This is a genomic window from Aquimarina sp. MMG015 (genome assembly GCF_018100855.1).
GTDB lineage: Bacteria > Bacteroidota > Bacteroidia > Flavobacteriales > Flavobacteriaceae > Aquimarina > Aquimarina latercula.
Genome location: NZ_JAGJEB010000022.1, coordinates 1 through 23,943 on the forward strand (window position 1 = coordinate 1; position 23,943 = coordinate 23,943).

The 23,943-nt window shown below is 32.7% G+C and carries 15 protein-coding genes; 10 read left to right on the top strand and 5 right to left on the bottom strand.

Annotation, left to right across the window (positions count from 1 at the left end):
• From J8L88_RS23190 to J8L88_RS23200, 3 genes are all read right to left on the bottom strand, one after another.
• Positions 1 to 375 (bottom strand): carboxypeptidase-like regulatory domain-containing protein (locus tag J8L88_RS23190; RefSeq protein WP_247666541.1); only part of this gene is annotated, 375 nt, incomplete at its 3' end.
• A 239-nt stretch (positions 376 to 614) separates the two neighbouring features.
• Positions 615 to 4,718 (bottom strand): two-component regulator propeller domain-containing protein, encoded by a 4,104-nt coding sequence (locus tag J8L88_RS23195; protein ID WP_211062036.1) that lies wholly within the window; start codon positions 4,716 to 4,718, stop codon positions 615 to 617.
• A 105-nt stretch (positions 4,719 to 4,823) separates the two neighbouring features.
• Positions 4,824 to 6,497 (bottom strand): right-handed parallel beta-helix repeat-containing protein, encoded by a 1,674-nt coding sequence (locus J8L88_RS23200; RefSeq protein ID WP_211062037.1) that lies wholly within the window; start codon positions 6,495 to 6,497, stop codon positions 4,824 to 4,826.
• A 450-nt stretch (positions 6,498 to 6,947) separates the two neighbouring features.
• Here J8L88_RS23200 and J8L88_RS23205 point away from each other — a divergent pair, with 450 nt between their 5' ends.
• The 10 genes from J8L88_RS23205 to J8L88_RS23250 are packed head-to-tail and all read left to right on the top strand — an operon-like array spanning position 6,948 to position 16,274.
• Positions 6,948 to 7,778, top strand: coding sequence for an SDR family oxidoreductase (locus J8L88_RS23205; RefSeq protein ID WP_118388856.1), 831 nt, complete (start codon positions 6,948 to 6,950; stop codon positions 7,776 to 7,778).
• Positions 7,779 to 7,788: 10 nt separating this feature from the next.
• Complete coding sequence (uxuA, locus tag J8L88_RS23210) at positions 7,789 to 8,973, top strand: mannonate dehydratase (RefSeq protein WP_211062038.1); 1,185 nt, start codon at positions 7,789 to 7,791, stop codon at positions 8,971 to 8,973.
• Between the two features lie 18 nt (positions 8,974 to 8,991).
• Positions 8,992 to 9,831 (top strand): 5-dehydro-4-deoxy-D-glucuronate isomerase, encoded by an 840-nt coding sequence (kduI, locus tag J8L88_RS23215; RefSeq protein WP_027393359.1) that lies wholly within the window; start codon positions 8,992 to 8,994, stop codon positions 9,829 to 9,831.
• An 8-nt stretch (positions 9,832 to 9,839) separates the two neighbouring features.
• On the top strand, positions 9,840 to 10,634 hold the full coding sequence (locus J8L88_RS23220) for a gluconate 5-dehydrogenase (protein WP_027393358.1): 795 nt from the start codon (positions 9,840 to 9,842) through the stop codon (positions 10,632 to 10,634).
• Complete coding sequence (locus J8L88_RS23225) at positions 10,634 to 11,875, top strand: DUF4861 domain-containing protein (RefSeq protein ID WP_211062039.1); 1,242 nt, start codon at positions 10,634 to 10,636, stop codon at positions 11,873 to 11,875. Before J8L88_RS23220 ends, J8L88_RS23225 begins: the two co-directional genes overlap by 1 nt.
• Complete coding sequence (locus J8L88_RS23230) at positions 11,872 to 12,867, top strand: sugar kinase (RefSeq protein WP_211062040.1); 996 nt, start codon at positions 11,872 to 11,874, stop codon at positions 12,865 to 12,867. The genes J8L88_RS23225 and J8L88_RS23230 overlap by 4 nt, the downstream gene beginning before the upstream one ends.
• Positions 12,868 to 13,533 (top strand): ketohydroxyglutarate aldolase, encoded by a 666-nt coding sequence (locus tag J8L88_RS23235; protein WP_027393355.1) that lies wholly within the window; start codon positions 12,868 to 12,870, stop codon positions 13,531 to 13,533.
• A 4-nt stretch (positions 13,534 to 13,537) separates the two neighbouring features.
• A complete protein-coding gene (locus J8L88_RS23240; protein ID WP_027393354.1) occupies positions 13,538 to 14,518 on the top strand; it encodes a TRAP transporter substrate-binding protein in 981 nt (326 codons plus the stop codon).
• On the top strand, positions 14,515 to 14,982 hold the full coding sequence (locus J8L88_RS23245) for a TRAP transporter small permease (RefSeq protein WP_027393353.1): 468 nt from the start codon (positions 14,515 to 14,517) through the stop codon (positions 14,980 to 14,982). The genes J8L88_RS23240 and J8L88_RS23245 overlap by 4 nt, the downstream gene beginning before the upstream one ends.
• Positions 14,979 to 16,274 (top strand): TRAP transporter large permease, encoded by a 1,296-nt coding sequence (locus J8L88_RS23250; RefSeq protein WP_211062041.1) that lies wholly within the window; start codon positions 14,979 to 14,981, stop codon positions 16,272 to 16,274. Before J8L88_RS23245 ends, J8L88_RS23250 begins: the two co-directional genes overlap by 4 nt.
• A gap of 62 nt (positions 16,275 to 16,336) precedes the next feature.
• Here J8L88_RS23250 and J8L88_RS23255 read toward each other — a convergent pair whose 3' ends face one another.
• Positions 16,337 to 20,932 carry a carbohydrate-binding protein gene (locus J8L88_RS23255; protein ID WP_211062042.1) on the bottom strand — a complete coding sequence of 1,532 codons (4,596 nt, stop codon included), beginning with the start codon at positions 20,930 to 20,932 and terminating at the stop codon, positions 16,337 to 16,339.
• A 727-nt stretch (positions 20,933 to 21,659) separates the two neighbouring features.
• The gene (locus tag J8L88_RS23260) at positions 21,660 to 23,798 is read right to left on the bottom strand and encodes an Ig-like domain-containing protein (protein ID WP_211062044.1); all 2,139 of its coding nucleotides are present in this window, start codon (positions 23,796 to 23,798) and stop codon (positions 21,660 to 21,662) included.
• Positions 23,799 to 23,943: the final 145 nt, after the last annotated feature.

A 23,943-nucleotide genomic window follows, 5' to 3' on the forward strand; every position in this document is an offset into this window, starting at 1 on the left:
CGTTACATCACTCTTACGTTGTGACCCATAACCGACAACAACGATTTGCTCCAAAGATTCTATTGATGCAGATAAAATAACATTGATACTTTTTTGACTACCAACTAATATTTCTTGATCAGCAAATCCGATATAAGAAAATACTAAAACAGCTTTTTCATCTGGCACCTTTATAGTATATAAACCATCAAAATCAGTAGTAGTACCAATAGGTTTATTTTTTACGCTAACGTTAGCACCTAGAATAGGAACTCCATCTTCTGATGTAACTGTTCCTGTAATCTCAATTTGTGCGGATAACGCAGACCCCATCATTAATAACAAAACTTGAATACATCTTTTCAATACTTTTAAATATGTAAATTTTTCATTCATGAGTGATTGATTTATGTTAGTGTACGCTTCTGTTTAATACAGATATATAATTAGAAGACAAAAAAATATGATACACAACGAAAAGAAGAGTTGTAAAAAGATATATCTGCTTTGTTTCCTATTCATACTCAAACCTACTTAAAACGATATATCTAAAAGTCCTAAAAAGGGTATATTTCTGTACTAAACATTGGAAATAAGCACTTAACAGACCCTATCATTGTTAAAACGATCTGTTTTTAAGAAAAGAATTTTGATGCGTATTCTGAGGGAGTCTGATCAAAATGCTTTTTAAAACATTTTGTGAAATATTTAGGGTTTCTAAAACCTACTTTATAGCAAACTTCTGAGATATTTATTTGACCTAACTCTAATAATTGAGAAGCTCTTTTCATTCGGATAGAATGAATAAATTCATTCGGTGTTAAATTGGTCCAGCCTTTAATTTTAGAAAATAACATGGTTCTGCTTACACCTAACTCCGAGCTAAAGTATGGAATATCAAAAGAAGTATTGCTTATATTTTCTTCAACAATTTTCACCGCTTTTTTCAATAACTCTTCATCTATAGAAGTTACCGTAATGTCCGATGACCTAAACTCATTAGATGAAAATTTCTCTTTTTGTTTTTCTAAAGATGACAGAAGGTTTCGTATGGTTAACAAAAATTCTTTTACATTAAAAGGCTTATTTATATAAGCATCTGCTCCAGACTCCAAACCATCAAACTTATAAATTAATGAGGTTCTAGAAGTCAATAAAATAAAAGGAATATGACTCGTTCTAATATCATTCTTTATTTTAGAGCACAGTTCAGTCCCTTCCATTTTAGGCATAATCACATCACTAATTATTAAATCTGGAACTTTTTGTATTGCCTTTTTAAATGCTACCTGCCCATTCTCAGCTTTGATTATCTGATAATAGTCTTTAAGCATATCTCCTATGAAATCTCTCAATTCATCATTGTCCTCTGCAATAAGAATCAATGGCTTTTGGTCTTCTTTAAAAACCATTTCCATATCTAGTTCTTTATTTTTCTTAGCTGTAGAAATTTGATTTTTATATTGAGTAATATCATCACTAATCTTAAAATTCTTTATAATATCTGTTTCGTTTAAATGAGCTTTCCCTTTTTTAAGACTTACTCTAAAAACAGTTCCTTTTTTTAATTTGGTATCCATAACTTCTATAATACCTTGATGTAATTCGACAGCTTTTTTTGCTATCGACAATCCAATCCCACTGGCTTGATTAAATTGTTTCTGATAATCTTTATCTGCAGCTACTTCATAAAAACGATCAAATACTTTGTCCACAAACTCTTTATCAACTCCTTTACCTGTATCCTCTATTTCAACAATCGCATTATTGTTATTCTCGAAAATTCTTACATGAATCTCTCCTCCTTCTGGAGTATACTTAAATGCATTAGAAATTAAGTTATAAAATACCCTCTCCAATTTATATCGATCAAAGTATACTTCTATCATATCCGAAGAAGTTTCAAATGTATAGGTATACGAACCTGCTTTAGCAAATTCATTAAATGACAAGTAAATTTCCTTTAGGTACTTTACCAAATTCCCTTCTGCAACCTGTAATTTAGAATGCTTATTTTCAAACTTTCTAAAATCTAATAATTGATTAATCAATTTCAATAATTGATCCGCATTACGTTCGATAACTAATAAACGTTTATACATCTTGTTACTACCTTGATAATTCTCTATCAATTGTTGTAAGGGTGCTATAATCAGTGCTAATGGCGTTCTGAATTCGTGAGAAATATTTGTAAAAAACTCTAACTTAGAACGATTCATTTCTTCTTTTCTAATATTTTCTAGATGTTCTAAGTCTAATTCATGTTTTAGTTTTGTTTTTGCTTTGTTAATTTGGTTTAATCCAAACAATGCTAAAATTATTGCTATGACATATCCTGCAAAAGCAAGGGGACTCTTCCAAGGAGCTGGTTTTAATGATATTTTTAGTTTTGTAGGCTCATCATTCCAAATATTATCATTATTCGCCCCTTTTACCTCAAAAGTGTAATTACCTGGTTTTTGTATTGTGTAATTTACTTCGGTATTTTTGGTATACTGCCATTGATTATCTAATCCAACTAATCGATACGCGTATTGATTATTAGAAGAATTAATAAAATTAGGCATTGCAAAACTAATCCCAAAAGAAGCTTGATCATGCAATAATGTAAGTTTATCCGTATAGGAAACACTCTTTTTTAGTACTTTTTTATCTCCATAAGTGTCAATCTTTTTTCCTTGAATATTAAAATCTGTCAAAACCACTTTGGGTACAAAAGTATTTTTCTTTATCTGATTAGGATTTAAAAATGAGACTCCAGATGGTCCTCCAAAATAGAGACCTCCATTTTTAGCTCTTAAACATGCATTATTATTAAATTCGTTACTGATTAAACCATCAGTTTGGTTATAAAGAATCGAAGTTTTTTTATCAGGATTATATGCTACAATACCTTTATTGGAACTCATCCAAATAACGTTATCATTATACTCTACAATACTAAAAACTGTACTAATCTTTGTCCCTACTACATTAAGTTCTAATTTATTAAATGTATTATCATCAAACTTATATACACCATTTGCTTTGGTCCCAACGTAGAGAGTTCCTCTTTTATCCTCGTATATGCTTAAAATATCATCTCCGGATAATTGTTCTTCATTAAAAAAGAAACGTTTAACCGTAATTATTTCTTTATTATTTAACTTACTTCTTTCTATATAATTAAGGCCATTTTGTGTACCAATCCATAAATTAGAATCTTTATCAACAAGTAAAACTCTAATTCTATCATTAGAAAGTGATTTTTTATTTATGTCATTATGGTCTATAAATCTAAAATTTTTGTTTGTTAAATTATATTGAATAAGGCCTTTTCCAAAAGTCCCTAAATACATAAAATCTCCAGATTTTTTAATCGTATACACACCGACATCTTTAAGAAGCACTCTTAAATCCTTGCTCAACAAATTAGAAACAAATTTCTTAGCCTCTATATCATATAAAGCTACACCAGCATTATAAGTTCCAATCCAAAGTTTTTTGTCATCAATAAATAATGATTTAATACTAAGACTAGGGAGTTTATTTTCTGAAATCTTCTGTATATCAAGAGATTGATTTTTCTTCAAATCTAATATACTAATCCCTTTTCCTTCGGTTCCGAAATATAAATTATACTTATCATCTTGCACAATACTGCTTACTACGCCGTATTCAATATCATCAGTAGAGTTTTTTCTAAGCGATATAAAATTAGAATTGGATTCATCCCATATGTTAATTCCTCCATAATAAGTTCCTAGCCAAGCAGAACCTTTTCTATCTATAAAAATTGTTTTAATCGAGTTTCTGCTAAGACTTTTTAAATTGTTCTGTTGATGCCTAATAGAAATAATAGAGTCATCATTGTTTTTAATACAAAGTCCATCATAAGTTGCTATCCAAAGTACTCCCCGATTATCTATAGATAAACTTCTAACATCTTTATTAATTGTTTGGTTTTTATTAGTCTTCCTTACACGACCAAAGGAACTAGAAGTTAAATCGTAGTAGTTAAGACCTCCATATTTAGTTCCAATCCACAATCTATCTTTATCATCTTGTACAATAGCTTGAATATAAGAGTCACTTAAGCTATTTGATTTTTGATGACTATAAAATCTCTTAAAAACAAAATCTTTATCATTCCTTTTTTTTAACTTATTTAAACCATTTGCTGTCCCTATCCAGATATCTTTTTTATTGTCTTCGTATATACTTAAAATATAATTATTCGAAAGACTTGAAGCATTCACTGGGTTATTTTTGATTGTAATAAATGAATCTGATTCCCTATTATATACCATAAGACCGTTAGAAGAACCAAACCAAAGTTCTCCATTATCCAACATATGAATAGACCAGATTGTATTGTCTGAGATACTTCCTTTTTTACTAGAATGGAAATATGATTTAAATATATTAAGTTTTGGATCGTATCTATTTAATCCATTGTATGTTCCGATCCAGATAAAACCTTCTTGATCCTCTTGTATAGATAAAATGTCATTATTACTAATTGAAGTGGAGTCATTAAGTATGTTTCTATAAACCGTAAAATTATCACCATCATATTTATTCAATCCATCTCTGGTTCCTATCCACATTCGACCTAATCGATCCTGATGAATAGCAATTACTGTACTTTGTGATAATCCATCTGAGGTAAAAAGATGTAAAAATTTATTATAAAAATTATCTTGAGCAATAGATAAAGTTGAAATAAAAAATAATAGTAATGCGTATATATGCTTCATCAATTCCCTTAAAATTTCCTCCTAATAACGTTTTAAACTTCAAAATATTAAATAAATGTTAATAATTTAACGTTTAAGACTAATTCATTTTTGCTTTCTAATTTTTTAATTCTTTAATCTTCTCTTAAGTTGATACTTATATAACGAAGGAATTAATTTTATGTCTTCATTTACAAAACCTACATAGGCATCTGGATTATAGTTAATTACTATCTTTTGATTTCCCGAGATACCTACTAACCTAGCATTAGGCCCATCGTTCATTCCATCTAAACGTATGAGTTCTTCATGTTCTAGGGTATTCAAAAAATTTACTTTAATATTCCAAAAAGTACTATATGATGCATGTGAAGGTTTCCAATAACCTGCTCCACCACCAGTAAAAAGAGGATATGAGTCATTTCCTAATGTATTTAAATGAACAGTTATTAAATCAAATAAATTTTGATGATTTACGCCTGAGTGTTGATCCAAAATTGGATTTTTAAAAACTTCGCAGTTATGATAAACGCTTTTAGTAGAAAAAGTATTAAAGCTTAAAGGATGCATTACATCATTATGAACAGATAAATTCTTAACTAAAACATTATGAACTCCACCCATTTGTACTGTATAATGACCCTTCTTTTTCCCGGTAGTCTTAATATCTTTAATAGTGACATTAGCAATGGCTTCTGTTAATATACCACTGTCAGAATTTTCTATAACCACATTTTGAACCCAACTATTAAAAACTCTAGTCAAGTAAATTCCATTATATCCTTGTTCTACATGATGAGCTATACGATTAGAAAAAGGAAATGTAATTTTGAAATTCTGAATCCCTACTTCTTTTAAATGATCCCATTTTATTATTCTCACCTCATATTCAGGAATAATGTCTGTTAATAATGGAGATTTAATTGTGACCTGATTTCGAACTATTTCTTCAATTTGTGCCTGTTGACGAATTAATGGCAGATTGGTATAGTTCCAATGATGAGATCCAATTTTTAAATTTTCAGTATCTCCATATAATTCTCTTAATATATTTGCCTCTTTGCCCTTTTTATTAAACCATTGTATCTCTACAACGTCCCCTTTATTTAACCCTAAATCATTATGAACTTTAAATGAGACTGAACCACGTTTTGCATTGTCAATAGTTCCCAAAACTTTAGGCTCTTTATCGTATTTTTTAAGATAGGATTTTACCCTAGCACCAGGAATTCTAGTCCAAAACATACCTCCTGACCAAGAATATTGAGAGAAAGGAAGGAAAATGTTCTTTTCTTCTTCTTTTTGAATTTTATCTAGTTTAACCAGATATTCTCTAAGTTCTTTTAAATCATTAGGATCTTTTAAGTACATCATTGGTCTTGGGCAGAAAATTTCAGTTCCATTATTTTCTACTCCCTGACCATTAAGTACAATGTTGCTCCTTTCGAAATATAATACTTCACTTAAAATTATCCTTCCTGCAGGTAATTGAATCAATACTGGTTCTTTTATCTGATGAGCTTTCTCAAAAACTCTCAATAACGCTTTGGAATCATCTTTTTCATCATTTGCAACAACCCCAAAATCAGTTGCGTTCAGTACAGTAGTAATATCATCTGAAATTTTTATCTCCTTCTCTCCAAATTGATACCCAGCATAACTATAATTAGGAATATAAGGACCTTTATTAGCAACTAACTCCGACAAAGAATATTCTTCCTGAGAAGAAGCTCCGATGACCTGTAATAGCAATAAAAATAAGAAAACAGTACTTGAATTGTTTTTGTCATTTATTCGCATTCTATATTTCTTTTTATAGTCCTAGAAAAACTTATTTTATCATTATTATATGTTATCAACAGTACTCATACATTTATAAGTTAAAACTTAAAATGTACCTCTCTATTCTAAGAATAAGTTTATCGATTATAATCTATTATGAAAAATAGGTTGTTTCAAAACTATTAAAACCTACTATCCTAATAGTTCGGATTAAGGGCGCTAATTGTTCGAATAATTCAAAAATTGTCTTCAAAATTTATCAAAAACTCAACATAATCCTTTGAAAACAAACAGCATATTCAATTTTTTAAGAAAATTTACATTTAAACCAGTAAAAAATTAATACACTGAAAATCAATTCATTGTACTTTTTTATACTTATTTCCGTATGATCCTTCTCTAAAATTTAAATCTTAATTGTAATAAAAGTTTCAAATTTGAAATAGATGAATTCTTTCTATTGTAAATATGGATAATAAGGTAGTAGTACTCACTGGTGGCGGTGGAGTTTTAGGGAAAACAATAGCATTAGCATTGGCTAAAAAAGGAGCACAACTTGCTATTTTGGATTTAAGAAAAGATGCAGCAGAAAAAGTTGCACAAGAGATTAAAAAACAAGGTGGTTCAGCGATTGGTATTGCTGCAGATGTACTTAGTAAAGAATCTTTATTAAAAGCACAATCCGAGATTAATTCAAAATTAGGTAGCTGCGATATTTTAATTAACGGAGCTGGTGGAAATCACCCAAAAGGGACAACTTCGAACACGCACCTTAGATTAAAAGATTTGGAAAATAATCAAAATGATTTTAAAAGTTTTTTTGATTTAGATACAGAAGGAATTCAATTCGTTTTTAATCTCAATTTTATAGGGACTTTATTACCAACCCAAGTTTTTGCAAAAGAAATGGTGGGTAAAGAAAATTGTTGCATTCTCAATATATCATCCATGAATGCATTTACTCCATTAACCAAAATTCCAGCGTATAGTGGAGCAAAAGCAGCGATATCAAATTTTACACAATGGCTTGCTGTACATTTTGCGAAAGTGGGTATTAGAGTAAATGCTCTAGCACCTGGTTTTTTCTTAACGGATCAAAATAGATCGTTATTAACAGATTCTGAAGGAAATCCAACCCAAAGAGGCAAAACTATCATAGAACAAACTCCAATGGGCAGATATGGGAACCCCGAGGATCTTATCGGAACTACAGAATGGTTATGCGGAGAAGGCTCCAAGTTTGTAACTGGTATTGTCGTTCCCATTGATGGAGGTTTTAGCGCTTTTAGCGGTGTTTAATATATAATATATGAAATTAGAAAAAACATGGCGATGGTATGGACCTAGTGATCCAGTATCATTATCCGACATAAAACAAGCTGGAGCAACTGGTATTGTATCCGCTTTACATCATATCCCAAATGGAGAAGTTTGGACCATAGAAGAAATACTAAAAAGAAAGGAAATCATTGAAGCATCCGGATTAAAATGGTCTGTTGTAGAAAGCGTTCCAATTCACGAAAACATAAAAACCAGATCTGGAAACTATATTAAATACATAGAAAATTACAAAACTACAATACAAAACCTAGGTACTTGCGAAATCAATATCATCTGCTATAACTTCATGCCTGTTCTCGATTGGACCAGAACAAATCTAGAATACAAAGTTTCGGATGGATCAACTGCATTACGTTTTGACGCAACTGAATTCGCAGTTTTTGATCTATTATTACTTAATAGACCAAATGCACTAAAAGAGTACACTGATACACAAATTAAAAATGCTAAGATATTAGAAAAACAAATGTCTGAAGAGCAAAAGAAACTCTTAGTAAATAACATAATCGCCGGTTTACCAGGTGCAGAAGAAGGATATTCGTTAAAAGACTTTAATGCCATTTTAAATACTTATAAAGATATTGGAGCTAAAGAATTAAAAGAACATCTCTTTTCATTTTTAAAAGATATTATACCTACAGCAGAACAATCCGGAGTACTTATGTGCATCCACCCAGACGATCCTCCATTTCCAATCCTTGGTCTACCACGAGTAGTAAGCACAGAAAAAGATATTATGGATTTATATAACGCTGTAGACTCTACCAATAATGGGTTAACATTTTGTACCGGATCCTTTGGGCTTCGTCCTGATAATGATTTACCAAATATGATAGAACGTTTAGGAAGTCGAATACATTTTATTCATTTAAGAAGTACTAAAAGAGATGAAAAAGGAAACTTTTATGAAGCTAATCATCTAGAAGGTGATGTGGATATGTATGAAGTAATGAGATCTCTAATAAATGAACAAAAGAAAAGGAAGAAAGTTGGTCGATCCGATCTTAATATTCCAATGCGACCAGATCACGGTCATAAAATGTTAGATGACCAACATAAAAAAACAAATCCAGGGTATTCAGGAATCGGAAGATTAAGAGGTTTAGCAGAATTAAGAGGCCTGGAAATGGGAATTAGAAAATCAATACTATAACAACTAAAACATAAAATTATGGCTACTGCTTACGAATCCAGATATGCATCTCACCCTAAAGCTGTAAAAGCAATGGATACTACAGAATTAAGAGATGAATTTTTGATAGAAAACCTAATGCAGTTAGGACAAATAAATCTTACATATTCGCATTACGACAGGTATATCGCTGGATCGGTGGTGCCAAAGGATACTTTAAAACTAGAACCTATCGATCCCATAAAAGCGGACTATTTTTTAGAAAGAAGAGAGCTGGGAATTATTAATGTTGGAGGAAAAGGGGAAGTTATAGTAGATGGAACTTCTTATGAACTAGAATACAAAGAAGCTTTATATGTGGGAAAAGGAAATAAAGAAGTAGTATTTAAAAGTCAGAGTTCATCAAATCCTGCTAAATTCTATATCAATTCTGCACCAGCACATCATAGTTATCCTACGGTAAAAGTAACTAAAGAAAAGGCCAATAAAATAGAATTAGGCTCTTTAGAAACTTCTAATCATAGAACGGTGATACAGCTTATTGTTGGTGGTGTCGTAGAAACTTGTCAATTACAAATGGGAATGACAGAATTAAAAAAAGGTAGTGTATGGAATACAATGCCAGCACATTCTCATGATAGAAGAATGGAAGTATATTTCTATTTTGAAGTACCAAATGATCAATCTGTCTGTCATTTTATGGGGCAAACACACGAAACCAGACATATCTGGATGCAGAATGAGCAAGCTGTAATTTCACCTCCTTGGTCTATACATTCTGGTTCAGGAACCTCTAACTACACATTCATTTGGGGAATGGCCGGAGAGAATTTGGATTATGGGGATATGGATACATGTAAAATTACAGATCTTAAATAAGTCACATTATGTCACTATCACTATTTGATGTAAAAGATAAAAATGCTCTAATTACAGGATCAACACATGGTTTAGGTATGGCTATGGCCAAAGGATTAGGACTTGCAGGAGCTAAAATTATCGTAAATGGAAATTCCTCTCAAGAAAAAATCAACAATGCAGTAGATTCATATAAAGAATTAGGAATAGATGCTCGAGGTTATAAATTCGATGTAACTAATGAAGAAGAAGTAAAAAATGCTATTAAACAAATTGAAGAAGAAGTAGGTCCTATCCATATTCTAATTAATAATGCAGGTATTATAAAACGTACCCCTCTAGAAAAAATGGAAGTTTCTGATTTTAAAGAAGTAATTGACGTAGACCTTGTTAGCCCATTTATAGTTTCTAAGCACGTAGTTCAGGGAATGATCGAAAGAAAATCAGGGAAAATAATTAATATCTGCTCTATGATGAGCGAATTAGGACGTAATACTGTTGGTGCATACGCTGCTGCGAAGGGAGGATTAAAAATGCTTACTCAGAATATGGCTACAGAATGGGCAAAATACAATATACAAGTGAATGGAATTGGTCCAGGATATTTTGCTACGGAACAAACAGCACCAATCCGTATAGACGGACATCCGTTTAATGATTTTATCATTAATCGTACTCCAGCTGCTAAATGGGGCGACCCTAGCGACTTGGCAGGTACAGCTATATTTTTAGCTTCTAAGGCAAGTGATTTTGTAAATGGGCATATTCTCTATGTAGATGGTGGTATTCTAGCAACTATTGGTAAACCTACAAACGAAAAGTAATGAAACATCTATGCATCATTATTTCCTTAACGCTTACAGTAATAAGTTGCAAAAAGGAATCCGTATCTGATCAAGGTAAAAAATATATCAGCTTTACAAATACTTCTTCTATAGATAGAATGGATGAGAGTATTATTATTCCCAAAGACATAATAATAAACAAGTTAGACAGTATCTCCGATAATAGAGTTCCTATAATTAAAGATTCGTCTGGAAGAATCATTCCTTTTCAATTAGATAACCTAGAAAAAAAGGAGGAGTGGGATGAATTAAGCTTAACCCTTGACTTTAAAGCAAATCAAACTCAAAAACTAGAATTAACAACAATAGCTACAGAAAGTATTCCTTCGTTTACTCCAAGAACAAATATTAGGTTCGGAATTGGAACTAATAAAAATACTGTAAAAGAAGTTTTAGAGCAAAAGCGAACAGGTGACCCACGAACCAATGATAGTATTTTTTATCAAATGGAAGGACCAGCTTGGGAGAATGATAAAGTAGGCTTTAGATTCTATTTTGATCCACGAAATGGTATTGATATTTTTGGAAAAAACACCTCCGAACTTGTATTAGATCGCGTAGGTTTAGGAGAAGGAAATTATCATGAATTAGATGACTGGGGGATGGATGTCCTAAAAGTTGGAAACTCTCTTGGAGCTGGAGCATTGGCTATAAAATATAATGACTCACTGATCAGGCTTACTGGTAAGGACCAAGCAGAATTTAAAACTGTTATGGAAGGGCCTATAAGATCAGTTTTTGACATGATTTACAGGAATTCAAAAATTGGAGATCAAAATATAGATGTTGTCCATAGAATTACCATTTGGAAAGGACAATGGGGGTACCAGAGTCAAGTGTTTTTTAGAGGTGCAACCAATCAAATGGATTTGGTTACCGGTATTGTAAATTTAAAACCTAACGATAAATACTCTAAATCCTCAAAAAAGCATTTCATTCTAGAGACTTTCGGAGCACAATCAGAGAATAATGACTTTCTTGGTATGGCGATCATAGTCCCTGAAAAAGATTTTATCAACGAAGGACAAGCTCCTAAGGAAAATACAGATATAACTACAACCTACTACACTGTAATGAATGCCTCAGATAAAAAACCTACCATTTTTTACTTCCTTGCGGGATGGGAACAATCCAATGCCCAATTCAATACCTATGAAGGTTTTGATAAAATAGTTTCGGAAATGAGTGAAAAATTATCAAATCCAATATTAATAAAATGAAAAAAAGAGTTGTCACTTTAGGTGAGGTTCTAATGCGTCTTACTACTGCTACGCATGAGCGATTCGAGCAATCGAATACATATAAGGTACATTTTGGCGGAACAGAAGCTAATGTTTCAATCTCTCTTGCACAATGGAATGTCAGCGCTACTCATATCACTTCATTTCCAAATCATTCCATAGGAAAAACTGCTTGCAACTACTTAAAAAAGTCAGGAGTTGACACCAATAACATAAAATTCAATGATGGAAGAATGGGACTTTATTTTTTAGAAAATGGTGTTATGCAACGATCTTCTAAAATCATATATGACCGTTTTGATTCTTCCTTTTCAAAATTAAACCCTACTATTTTTAACTGGGATGAAATTTTAAAGGATGTAGATTGGTTTCATTGGACAGGAATTACACCGGCGATCTCTGAATCCGCAGCTCAACTATGTCTCGATGCTTTGACTTCGGCGCAAAAATTAGGAATAACAGTAAGTGGAGATATTAATTATAGAAGAAACCTATGGCAATATGGGAAATCACCTTTAGAAATAATGCCTGAGCTTATTAGCAAAACTAATGTTATCGTAGGTGGGCTTACTGATTTTGAAAATTGCCTAGACATTTCAGCAAACAACTTTGAAGAAGGATGTAAAAAAGTACAGCAGAAATACACTACTGTGCATACACTATCTAATACCCAACGAGAAATCATTTCTGCATCTCAAAATAAGTTATCGGCAATACTTTGGAGAAATAATAAATACAATGTCTCTAAAACTTATACTATGGAAAACATTGTAGATCGCATTGGCGGTGGTGATGCTTTTATGGCAGGATTAATTTATGGATTGATGCACAAAGAAGAGGATGATGCTCTTGAATTTGCCGTGGCTTCTGCAGTATTGAAACATGGAATTCTTGGAGATGCAAATTTAGTTTCTGTAGAAGAAATAGAACAACTAGTACAAGGGGATAACATTGGAAGACTATTAAGATAAATGAAAAACTCTGCAGAACACATCATCACAATAATGGAAAAAACCGGATTAATTCCTGTTTTTAATCATCAAGATATTGAAGTTACTAAAAAAGTATTAGATGCTTCATATGAAGCAGGTGTCAGAGTTTTTGAATTCACAAATAGAAATGAAAAAGCACTCTCCGTTTTTACTGAATTACGAAAATATGCATTAAAGTACAATGATCTAATTTTAGGTATAGGAACCATTTTTACTAAAACTGAGGTTGAACAATTTCTTAACGCTCAAGCAGATTTTATAGTTTCTCCGGCATTAATCCCTGAAATCGCTAATTATTGCAATAAAAAAGAAGTGTTATGGGTCCCAGGATGTGCTACCGTTACAGAAGTTTATAGTGCTCAACAACTAGGAGCAAAATTAATTAAAGCCTTCCCTGGTAATGTTTTAGGTGTAGATTTCATCAAAGCTATTAAAACTGTTTTACCTAAAACTAAAATAATGCCTACCGGAGGTGTACAACCTTCTCTGGAAAATTTAAGATTATGGTTTGATTCTGGAGTAAGTTGTGTTGGAATGGGATCTCTACTTTTTAGTAAAAACAATATTAAGAACAACGATTTCTTAAAACTTTCTTCGGATATAAAAGAAGTATTGGTGAGCATTAAAGAAATTAAAAACAACTAATATCATGAGAATCAAGATACTATTTCCACTTTTTATAGGACTATTAATAATAGGATCTTGTTCTACGAAAAAAGAAGTCAAAATACTAAGACTAGCGCACACATTAGACACCAAACATCCTGTGCATAAAGCAATGATTATTTTAGGTGAAAAACTTAAAAAAAAATCAAACGGAACTTTACAAGTTAAATTATACCCAAGTGGTCAATTGGGTGCAGAACGTGAATGTCTTGAATTACTACAAATTGGAAGTCTAGACATTACCAAAGTTTCTGCAGCTGTCTTAGAAAACTTTATCACAGAATACAAGGTTTTTAGTATTCCATATCTATTTAGAGATAGACAACACGCTTTTCAGGTTTTTGATGGAGCTATTGGAGATGAAATGCTTACTAAAGGAGATAAATATCGACTAAGAGGGTTAACTTTTTATGATGCAGGAAGTCGTAGTTTCTATACAAAAGAGAAGCCTATAACGACTCCAGAAGATCTTAAGGGTTTGAAAATAAGAGTTCAAAAAAGTAATATGGCTGTTGCAATGGTCAATTCTTTAGGAGGATCTCCCACTCCCATTTCATGGGGAGAATTATACACAGCTCTACAACAAGGTGTTGTCGACGGCGCAGAAAACAACCTGCCCAGTTTTTATACCTCTAAACATTATGAAATATGTAAATACTTTAGTCTTGATCAACATACTGCCGTTCCTGATGTTTTATTAATTGGTTTAGATACTTGGGAACGATTATCGGAGCAGGAACAAATCTGGTTAAAAGAAGCTGCGAGAGAATCTACAATAGAACAACGTAAGTTATGGGCTGCATCAGAAAAGGAATCCTTGGATATTATTACCACATCTGGAGTCGAAATTATAACTCCTGACAAAACTTTGTTCGAACAGGAGACAGAAAGTATTCAAAAAATGTTTCAAGATAATCCTGATATGCTATCCTTAATTAAGAATATCAAAAACACAAAGCAATGAGAAAAACAATAGATACATTTTTAGAAAAAGCGCTAATTCTAATATTCTCATTGATGTTATTTAGTGTTATATGGCAGGTGTTTTCAAGGTTTTTATTAAAATCCCCCAGTACTATTACTGACGAGATTTCGAGCTTCTCCTTAATATGGCTAGGCCTATTGGGAGCGGCATACGCCACAGGAAAACGCTTACATCTTGCCATAGATCTGATACCTTCTCATATTGTAGCTAAAAGACAAAAATTATATGAAAGTATTGTGCAAGGATCTGTTTTAATTTTTGGATTTCTTGTTATGGTTATCGGAGGAGTAAGACTTTGTTGGTTAACATTTGTGTTTCAGCAAAAATCAGCTACACTAGAAATTCCTTTAGGATTTATTTATTTGGTAATTCCTATAAGTGGCTTATTGATCTGTTATTATTCTTTAGTCATACTATTACGTAAAAAAGATCTTGTATTATGAATTATACTGAAGTTTTGATCCTAACATTAAGTTTTCTTGTATTACTCTCAATTCGAGTTCCCGTAGCGTATGCCATTGGTCTATCCGGACTATTTACCCTTATTGTAGCCATGCCATTTATGCCATCAGTTACTACGTTAGCGCAAAGGATGGCAACATCTTTGGACAGTTTTACCCTTTCTGCAATTCCTTTTTTCATACTAGCAGGTCAAATTATGAATCGAGGCGGTATTGCAGTACGACTCATAAATTTCGCAAAAGCTATTGTAGGACCTTTACCAGGAGGATTGGCTTTTGTAAATATATTTGCTTGTATGCTTTTTGGTGCAATATCCGGTTCCGCCGTTGCAGCTGCTTCTGCTATTGGTGGGTTTATGAATCCAATGATGGAAAAAGAAGGGTATGATAAATCTTTTAGTGCTGCTGTAAATATAACTAGTTCTACGACAGGTTTATTAATCCCACCAAGTAATGTTTTAATTATATATTCTCTAGCTAGTGGTGGTGTTTCTATTGCTGCTCTATTTGTAGCTGGGTATGTCCCAGGTTTATTGATTGGATTTGCTTTAATGTTAGTCGCTGGTATTTATTCGGTAATCAAAAAATATCCTACAGAAAAACTAGTTAGTCTTAAGGTTTTTCTTAAACGATTTTTAGATGCATTACCAAGTCTTCTTTTACTTGTAGTTGTTATTGGAGGAATCGTTGCCGGAATTTTCACAGCTACTGAGGCTTCTGCAATAGCAGTTATTTACACTTTTATATTAGCTCTTGTGTATAAAGAAATTTCACTTAAAAGCATTGCTCCAATATTATTAGAAACTATAAAAACCTCATCAATCGTGTTATTACTAATTGCAACCTCTATTGCAATGTCTTGGGTAATGTCTTATGAAAACATTCCTCAAGAAATTAGTAATGCATTACTTTCAATTAGTGATAATCCAATTATTATTTTAATACTTATCAATCTAATTTTATTATTTGTGGGAGTCTTTATGGATATGACTCCAGCAGTATTAATTTTCACTCCAATTTTTTTACCTATTGTAACAGATTTAGGAATGAATCCTATCCACTTTGGTGTTGTTATGATTCTAAACCTTTGTATCGGACTATGCACGCCTCCTGTGGGTTCTGTACTTTTTGTAGGATGTAGTGTAGCAGAATTAAGTATTCAGAAAGTAATTCGCCCTTTGATGCCTTTGTTTTTAATTATGATACTTGTATTGGTTTTAATCACCTATATTCCTGAGTTAAGTTTATGGCTTCCTAGGTTATTTGATTTATAAAAGCTTATACAATATATAAACAACCTCAAGGAAAAATACCTTGAGATTGTTTATCATTCTCTTTAATTTGTTTTTACAATTTTATATATCATTAAATCTGATCGACGATTCTCTATATCTATAATTCGCACCATATAGACTCCTTTGGACAGCTGGCTAAAATCAATCTCATTTTCTGATTCATCCAAAGATTGACTAATCTTTTCTGCACCTAACAAATCGTATACCTTAATGACTTTGGAAAAATCCGCACCAGAAACACGTAAGATATTCTTTACTGGATTTGGATAAAGAATAGGGTCGTTATCATCAACGTTGTCAGGATTTTTATTCTCTAAATAAGTAATTACCAATTTTGGAGCTCCTGTAGTTCCATTTTCCTTGGATCCAAAAGCAAAATCATTGCCTCCATTCATTTCTAAAATAAGACTGAGCTTCTCATTAGTCAAAACTTTAGAAAGATCTACCCGAATTTGTATGGTAGAACCTATTGCATATGCACCTGTTCTAGAACCTATAATCTGTGCTTTTGTGGCAGGTTTATTTTGAAGAGAGAGATTGGTCTCTGTCCAACCGTTATGTGCTGCCTCTTGGACTAGTACTTCTCCATTTCCTGCATCACCAAATACTTCAAATTCTAATATCGCATCAGTAATCTCTCCATTAATTCCAGCTAGATCAAACATTAAATATCCGGTACGTCTTCCACCTTCTAATCTCACCATAGTATTATTAAATCTTGTACTATTATCTAAGTAAGCATCGTGAATTGGAGAAAGGCTTGTAGTTGTTTCCACAAGCGAAGGTTTTGTAACTTCAACTTTATCAAAATTAAACAAATACCCAGCTCCACCAGTGTATACCAATCGTAATGTTTGGTTTCCACCGGAAAGTGAAATAGAACTAGTATGTGATTGATATGAATGCCAATTACCATTTCCTGGGATCTGTATAGATTCTTTTAAAGAGTTATTCGCATAAATCTCAATGGTACCGCCATTAGTATTACTTGAAGTAAATACCGTAAAATCATAACTTCCCGAATCCTCAACATCAATCTGATACTCAGTATAATTGTTATTTAATATAAAACCAAGGTTTTGTCCTCCACTAGGTGTATTCTCTTCACGAACACTGCCTGATATATTAGTAAATGCTTCAGCTTCAAAACCTCCTGGTATTGGAATTGCAGTTCCATTTACATCATTTACTATGATCGTTTTGATTTTGGTGACAGTTTCACCACTGGTAGTGGTTGCTATAGCCTTTAACTCATAAGTTCCTGCCGCAAGATTTAATAAAGTATTATCATTTTGGTTGGTATTTGCTGTCCCCCATTCATAAGGAGCTCCTCCTTCTTGTCGTACCAAAACATCATTTAGATAAAGTCTAATATTTGAAACACTTCCATTGGTAACAGAGACTACTACACCTAAATCATCACCTTCTTCTAACTCGTTATTTGTAGGATTTGTAAATACAATTTCTGGTGAATTATCACAAGGGTCATCCGATGCATTTGGTCCATGAATATAATCAACCCAATAATGACTAGATCCAGAAGGATTTCCAGGAAAATCTAATCGAAGTTTGGTAATGGTTTGCCCCATCCAGCTGTTGAGATTACTCATATCAAACACAAGTTCTTCAAAGACATTTGTGGCTTGTGGGGTCACTGTTACTGATCGAGCAGCTGAAAAATTATTCTCATTAATTGTAGTCCAAAATAGTTGATATGACCCAGTTGCCTCAGACTTAGTTCTAATTCTTAATTGGGAAACCTGATTGCCATTAAACTTAAATCCACTTCTTACAACATATGGATCATTTGAGTTATCTGCTCTAATTAACCAAGACTGATCACTACTTGTATTTTCAGCAGCCGTATTAAATCGCTGAAAGCTTTCATTTGTATTACTAAATCCCAAGTTTAAATCGGATGCATTATTTGGGTCACCACAAACATCTGTTTCTACAATATCAGGTCTTCCATCCCCATCACTATCTAGAGCAGTAACTCCATCAAGGTCATTTGTTGTACAAGGAAGATTAGTGGGTTGGAAACCTCCATTATTATCCCAATTTAGGGTAACATTTACTCTATCATCTCCTCCGACAGCTCTAAATTTGATATACACATCTCCGTTTCCAGCTATAAAATATCCATTATTTGTAGCATTCTCTACTGCTGCTCTAGAATTTAGTAGCGGAGCACCGTTTACTCTAAAATTGCCTAGTTTTCCCAAACCCTTCAGGCAAGCCAATCCTAAATCTCCAGCATCTCCCCGATTCCAGATAAGTAATATACTTTTATTTGCTGGGGCTTTATCAAAATAGTATGTATACATAAAATCTTCATTAACAATCATTGGAAATTTATAGGTTCCAGATGACGATGATCCAGATTCGTAAAAACAAACATCTTCAGTACCGGGCTTAGATCGAATTACCGACATACGAACTCCACTTGCATTGATTCTTGCCATCCATAATCCTGCAAAATAATAATCAGATCGAGCCGCATTTCTCCAAGAAGAATGTCTGTATTCATGTCCATCTCTAAGAAATGGAATATCTCGAATCAACGTACCAGGTTTTCCTAACATCGTTCCATCATAATCTTTGAAAAATTGTCCAACCTTTCTTGTACGAGTATCAGTAGTATTTGGCAGTTGAAAAAATCTAAATGGGAAAGGTTCAGAAAATCCTTTGGTAGTTCCTCTAAATGTAGGATTAAAATTCTCAGTTGCTCCACCACCTGTGATTTGCTTAATCATTTCGGCATTAGATCGGTTCCATCCTTCAAAATGGCAATCAAAATGTCTACCAGGACCATCATAAAATCTAAAGAATTCTCGTACACCATCAAAAACACCTAAATCTGTATCAACATTAAAAAGGCTATTCTCTATCGTAAGATCACCTGCAAGCATAGAAACCGTTTTATTATCACTAAAAGCACAATTATAAAAAACTGTGTTTTCATTTATTCCTCCTACACCTAATCCGCTATATAAAGCTTGATCATTTCCATAAAACAAACCATCTTTAATCAGTTGCCTAGAATTAACTTTCCATCCAAAATTCTTTTTTATTGAATGATCAGGGTTTAACTGATCAAAAACATCCCAGCCAGTCATACAAGTATGTGCTACAAAACCATCGAATCGCCCTAAGGGTTCCGTTGTTGGGTTCATCCCCTGGAAATAAGCTAAATTACCAGAATCAAACATAGGTTTTTCTGGAAAAGCGAACCAAAATCCTGTTCCTTCTGTACCCGCGGCCACATTATTTTCGAAATAGTTATTAGGGTTAGTAATCCAATAAGATGCTGGTGTTCTATTTTGTGCTTCATTAGCTTCATTATCAGAAGGAGTCAATTCTTCACCTGGTTTTGGCCTTCTGGTAATAAATACTACATTATTTTTAATGGTATTAAATCGTTCTCCTCCATCTTCTAAAAAAATACCGTGACCAATTTGGTCGTAAGCAAATACACCATCGACAGTGACGTAATCTGTACCATGTATAGTAACAGCTCTATTAAAGGATTTATGCACACTGCTATTTCTTAGATAACTACCATTTGATTGATCTTCATTTAAGTGCCAGTGATAAGGGTATCGACCTAACACACCTTTTTGTCCCATTTTGTATAACTCTATATTTTCTGAATGAGAAGTAGAACCTTTCATGAGCATAATATGACCTCCAAAGCCAGTTTGCTCATTATTTCCATCCATTTTACCTTGAATTTTAATATAGTGTGATAACAAACCAACTTCTCCTTGAATATTTACATCCCAAGTTTTTCCATCTCTGTCTCTAGTATATGTTTTAGATCCTCCAATATGTTTAAATTTAAGAGGTGCTGATAGTGTAAGAGTTCTTTTATTATCGCTAATAGCAGTTATTATGGCTTCATCCACATTGTTCCAAGCTTTGGATTGACCATTAGCCAATCCTGTGGCTGTAAGTGCAATCTTATCCCCTACTTCCCAATCTACCTGATCTTTTAAGGTAATTTGCGTCGCTCCTACATTTGCCGTACTTGTTAGATTGGTCCAACTTATTCTTTTCTTTCCATGCAATTCTAAGCGGCCTCCGCCCATTACCATAATTGCTTTATATGATGCTGCCGCATTAGCAATCTTGTTACCAGTAAGTGTTATTTGACATCTAATGCCTCCAGGGCCTTTATCTGCATAGTAAGGCTGATTTTCAGTTCCTACTTCCATATACCCTCCGTTAGCAACCATAATACTTTGTGCTTCTAAATCTATCCAAGCACCTGGAGATTGATAGTTTACTGCACCAAGTTTTCCTTGTACAGTGATGTTTTTGGCTCTACAAGTTCCTACCATAGTTAAAGTTATTCCAGGAGGAACAACTATATCATCATTTGCTGTTGGTAGATTACCATTGGGCCAAGTTGATGCCTGTGTCCATAATCCAGATTGAACAGGTCTAATAGTTACCAAACTAATAGTAGGTGGAGCACAATCAAAAGATGAGGTAATTTTTGTGGGTGTATCGTTAGAAGTAGCAAAAATTTTACTTACACAAAATATAAGGAACATCAATAAAATTAATGTAATGAAACTGTTGTGTTTTAATAGGTATCGCCATTTATGGAGGTAACTTTTAGTTGTATTCATAATTTATTAGGTTTTAGTTGTGAGTTTGTGTTATGTTATTGAGCACCTATAGAGACAATAATTGATCTATAAACACTAAGCTTATTATGGTATCTTAGATCATTTCTAAGCACCTATTTAATGTATTCGAAATCGCAATTTTTATCATTAATTTTATTAATAAGGTCAAATCCATTTAATGAAATAAATCACTATACTGGATATACATATTAGTAACCGAATTAAAATATTAAAGATCTAAGGGAAGAAATATTTTAAGAGTCAAATGCTAGTTATCACTTGATATTTAGAACAGTTGTTTTTGGAATGATTATTATCATAAATAAATTTTTAAAATTATAAATTAAAATTCCCAATAATATTTGTTCAATGCTTCTTAACTATGATATAAAAAATTTAACAAGAGCGTCTGGATTTTCTTATTAAATATTATCATACAATAGTATTGAATTTTGAAGAAAAATTCAAGTTTTAAACATGAATGAAAATTGATTTAAACAACTGATAAACATTTATTTACATTAAATTTTTATAGATACTTTATAGATATTATTAAGGTTTTTATTATAGATTATTCTTTCCTACTATACTCGTGTCGAAAAATATCAAGTTTTAATTCTAAATATGATCTTTAAAAAGATAATACAAAATGATTTTTATATAGTTATGACTAATAAAACTAGGATATTTTGATCTCAAAAAATATCCTAGTTAGCTATTACCAATCTTATTTTTTTACAAACAATAAAGATTCTTTAAATCCTATCGATTTAATAGATAAGAAATAGGAACCAGATGGTAATTCTGAAACATTTACAGTTTCTATTTCTTTTTCAGTCATAAACTCTTTTACTACTTTCCCTTCAACACTAATTATCTGAAGAGTTTTTAATTCTGAGGACATTCCTGAAATGGTTAAAAAAGAATCCGACAAAGGGTTAGGAAAAGCTTTAATCTGCGAAACATCAATTGCTGGATTAGACCTATTACAATTTGGAGCAGATACCGAATTACTGAAATATATCGTATATCCTTCAGATTTGGAAACCAGTGCAAAATTAGCACCGTCTCTAGCTATCCAATAAGAACCATCGAGACCTTCAAATCCAGTATTGTTCAAAGTAACTTCTGGATTAGAATTCTTCAACTGAAAAGTCATTGTAGCTTTAAAATCTACGTACCAATCCGGAGATCCATTATTTGTATTAATAGCAAACTGATATAAACCATTACTATCTGGCACCCAATTAATCGTAAATTTTCTGAAGTTCCCTAATTTAGGCCCGTTATCCCCTAACACATGTACATTAGAATAGGTTACCTTATCCATAGCATTAAGACCGCTATTGATCGGAGTACCAAATGAACAGCTATTATTGCCATCTCCATCACTTCCATTATCATCGTCTCCTTCTACAGTTAAAGTAAAAGTGGCTTCACTTTGTTTACCATCATTATCAGTAGCTACAGCTTTAACCGTATACGTTCCTGTAGATCTTCCATTTACTTCTTGTGGATTAGGGGAACTATTATGACCCCACTCATATGGTGCTACATTCTCTTGACGAACTAAACTGTTATTAATATATAATTTTACATTAGAAACGCTACCATCTGAATCAGAAGCATTTGCAACTACGGTAAGATCATATCCCTCTTCTAAAGTAATGTTACCAGATGGTGAAGCAAATGAAACATTTGGAGCTTGATTACTAGTTGGTGACTTAACAATTACCGTTCTTGAAACTTCTGTAGAAAGCCCTTCTTGTCCTTCTTCAAAAGCTCTTGCGCCTATTGTATATGTTCCTGCTACTGTTGGTGTCCAAGTAACCGTATAAGGAGCTGTTTGATCTTGATCATAATAGCTACCGTTTACTTTAAAATTAACTCGACCTACATCGCCATCAGGATCCGAAGCGTTTGCTCTTAAGACAATTGTTTCTCCTAAAGTAAACTCTTGATTATTCTGAGATGGATTCGTTAAGGCTACTGTTGGTGGTTTATTAGAATCAGAAGAAGTCCCCGAAGGAGTCGCAGCTGCTAAGGTTGTTGCGACTCTCATTTCGTCATAATAAGTGCTAACATCAAAGTTGCACGCATTAGAGTTATATGATCCCCATTTCGGATATACAACAGTACCATCAAATGTTTTATGATATGCTCTCTTACCATCCGAGGACAACGTTACTTTATAATCCTGAAATCCTGAATTGGTTAAAGTCTGCTTCTCTCCGTTATACCAGAATTCTATATATCCTACATCTTTATTTCTAGACAGTTTTATTTTTATGACAAAACTCACCCAAGTATTTTCTGGAATAGATTTATTCCATAAAGTAGTTTTACGTCTGCTAATAGATCCACTGCAAGAATTCCACGACGGATAACAAGGGCCCCAAGCACTAAGACTTAAGTTCCCATTGCCATACCCCATATTAAGAGGGTAATTTTGAGTATTATTTTGATTACCAGCATCAGTTTTCCACTGCCACACAGCGATTCCGCTAGTAATATTAGGAGTTGAATTTATTTTCCATCTCCATCCATAATATAGTACATCCCCATCCTTAGGTACATGATTATTAACCGTACCTGTCGTTCTGGCAAACTCTCCTCTTTTCTGACCTTTCGGTTTACGAACTCTCCAAACTTTTCCATATTCCGAATCATTCGTAGTAGTAGCTGTAGATGAATTATTAGATTGATTATTACAGTAATCTCCAGCATTACCAGAATCAAATCTTCTGAAGCTGCTATTCACACTCTTATTAGGATCTCCATACCAAAGCACTTGGCTATGTGCATAAACCCCTCCTAATAGAAATATTATTATAAAAACCGTATTTCTAATTTCATTTTTTTTCATAATTCACGATGGTATTAGTATATACAAATTGATAATCTTATTATTAACTTATATATGTATTCAACTAGTTTAGTTAGTGTTATACCTTTTTTCTTATTTAATGAACAAAAAGGATTGTTTCGAGTTCTTACTTCTACTAATCAGC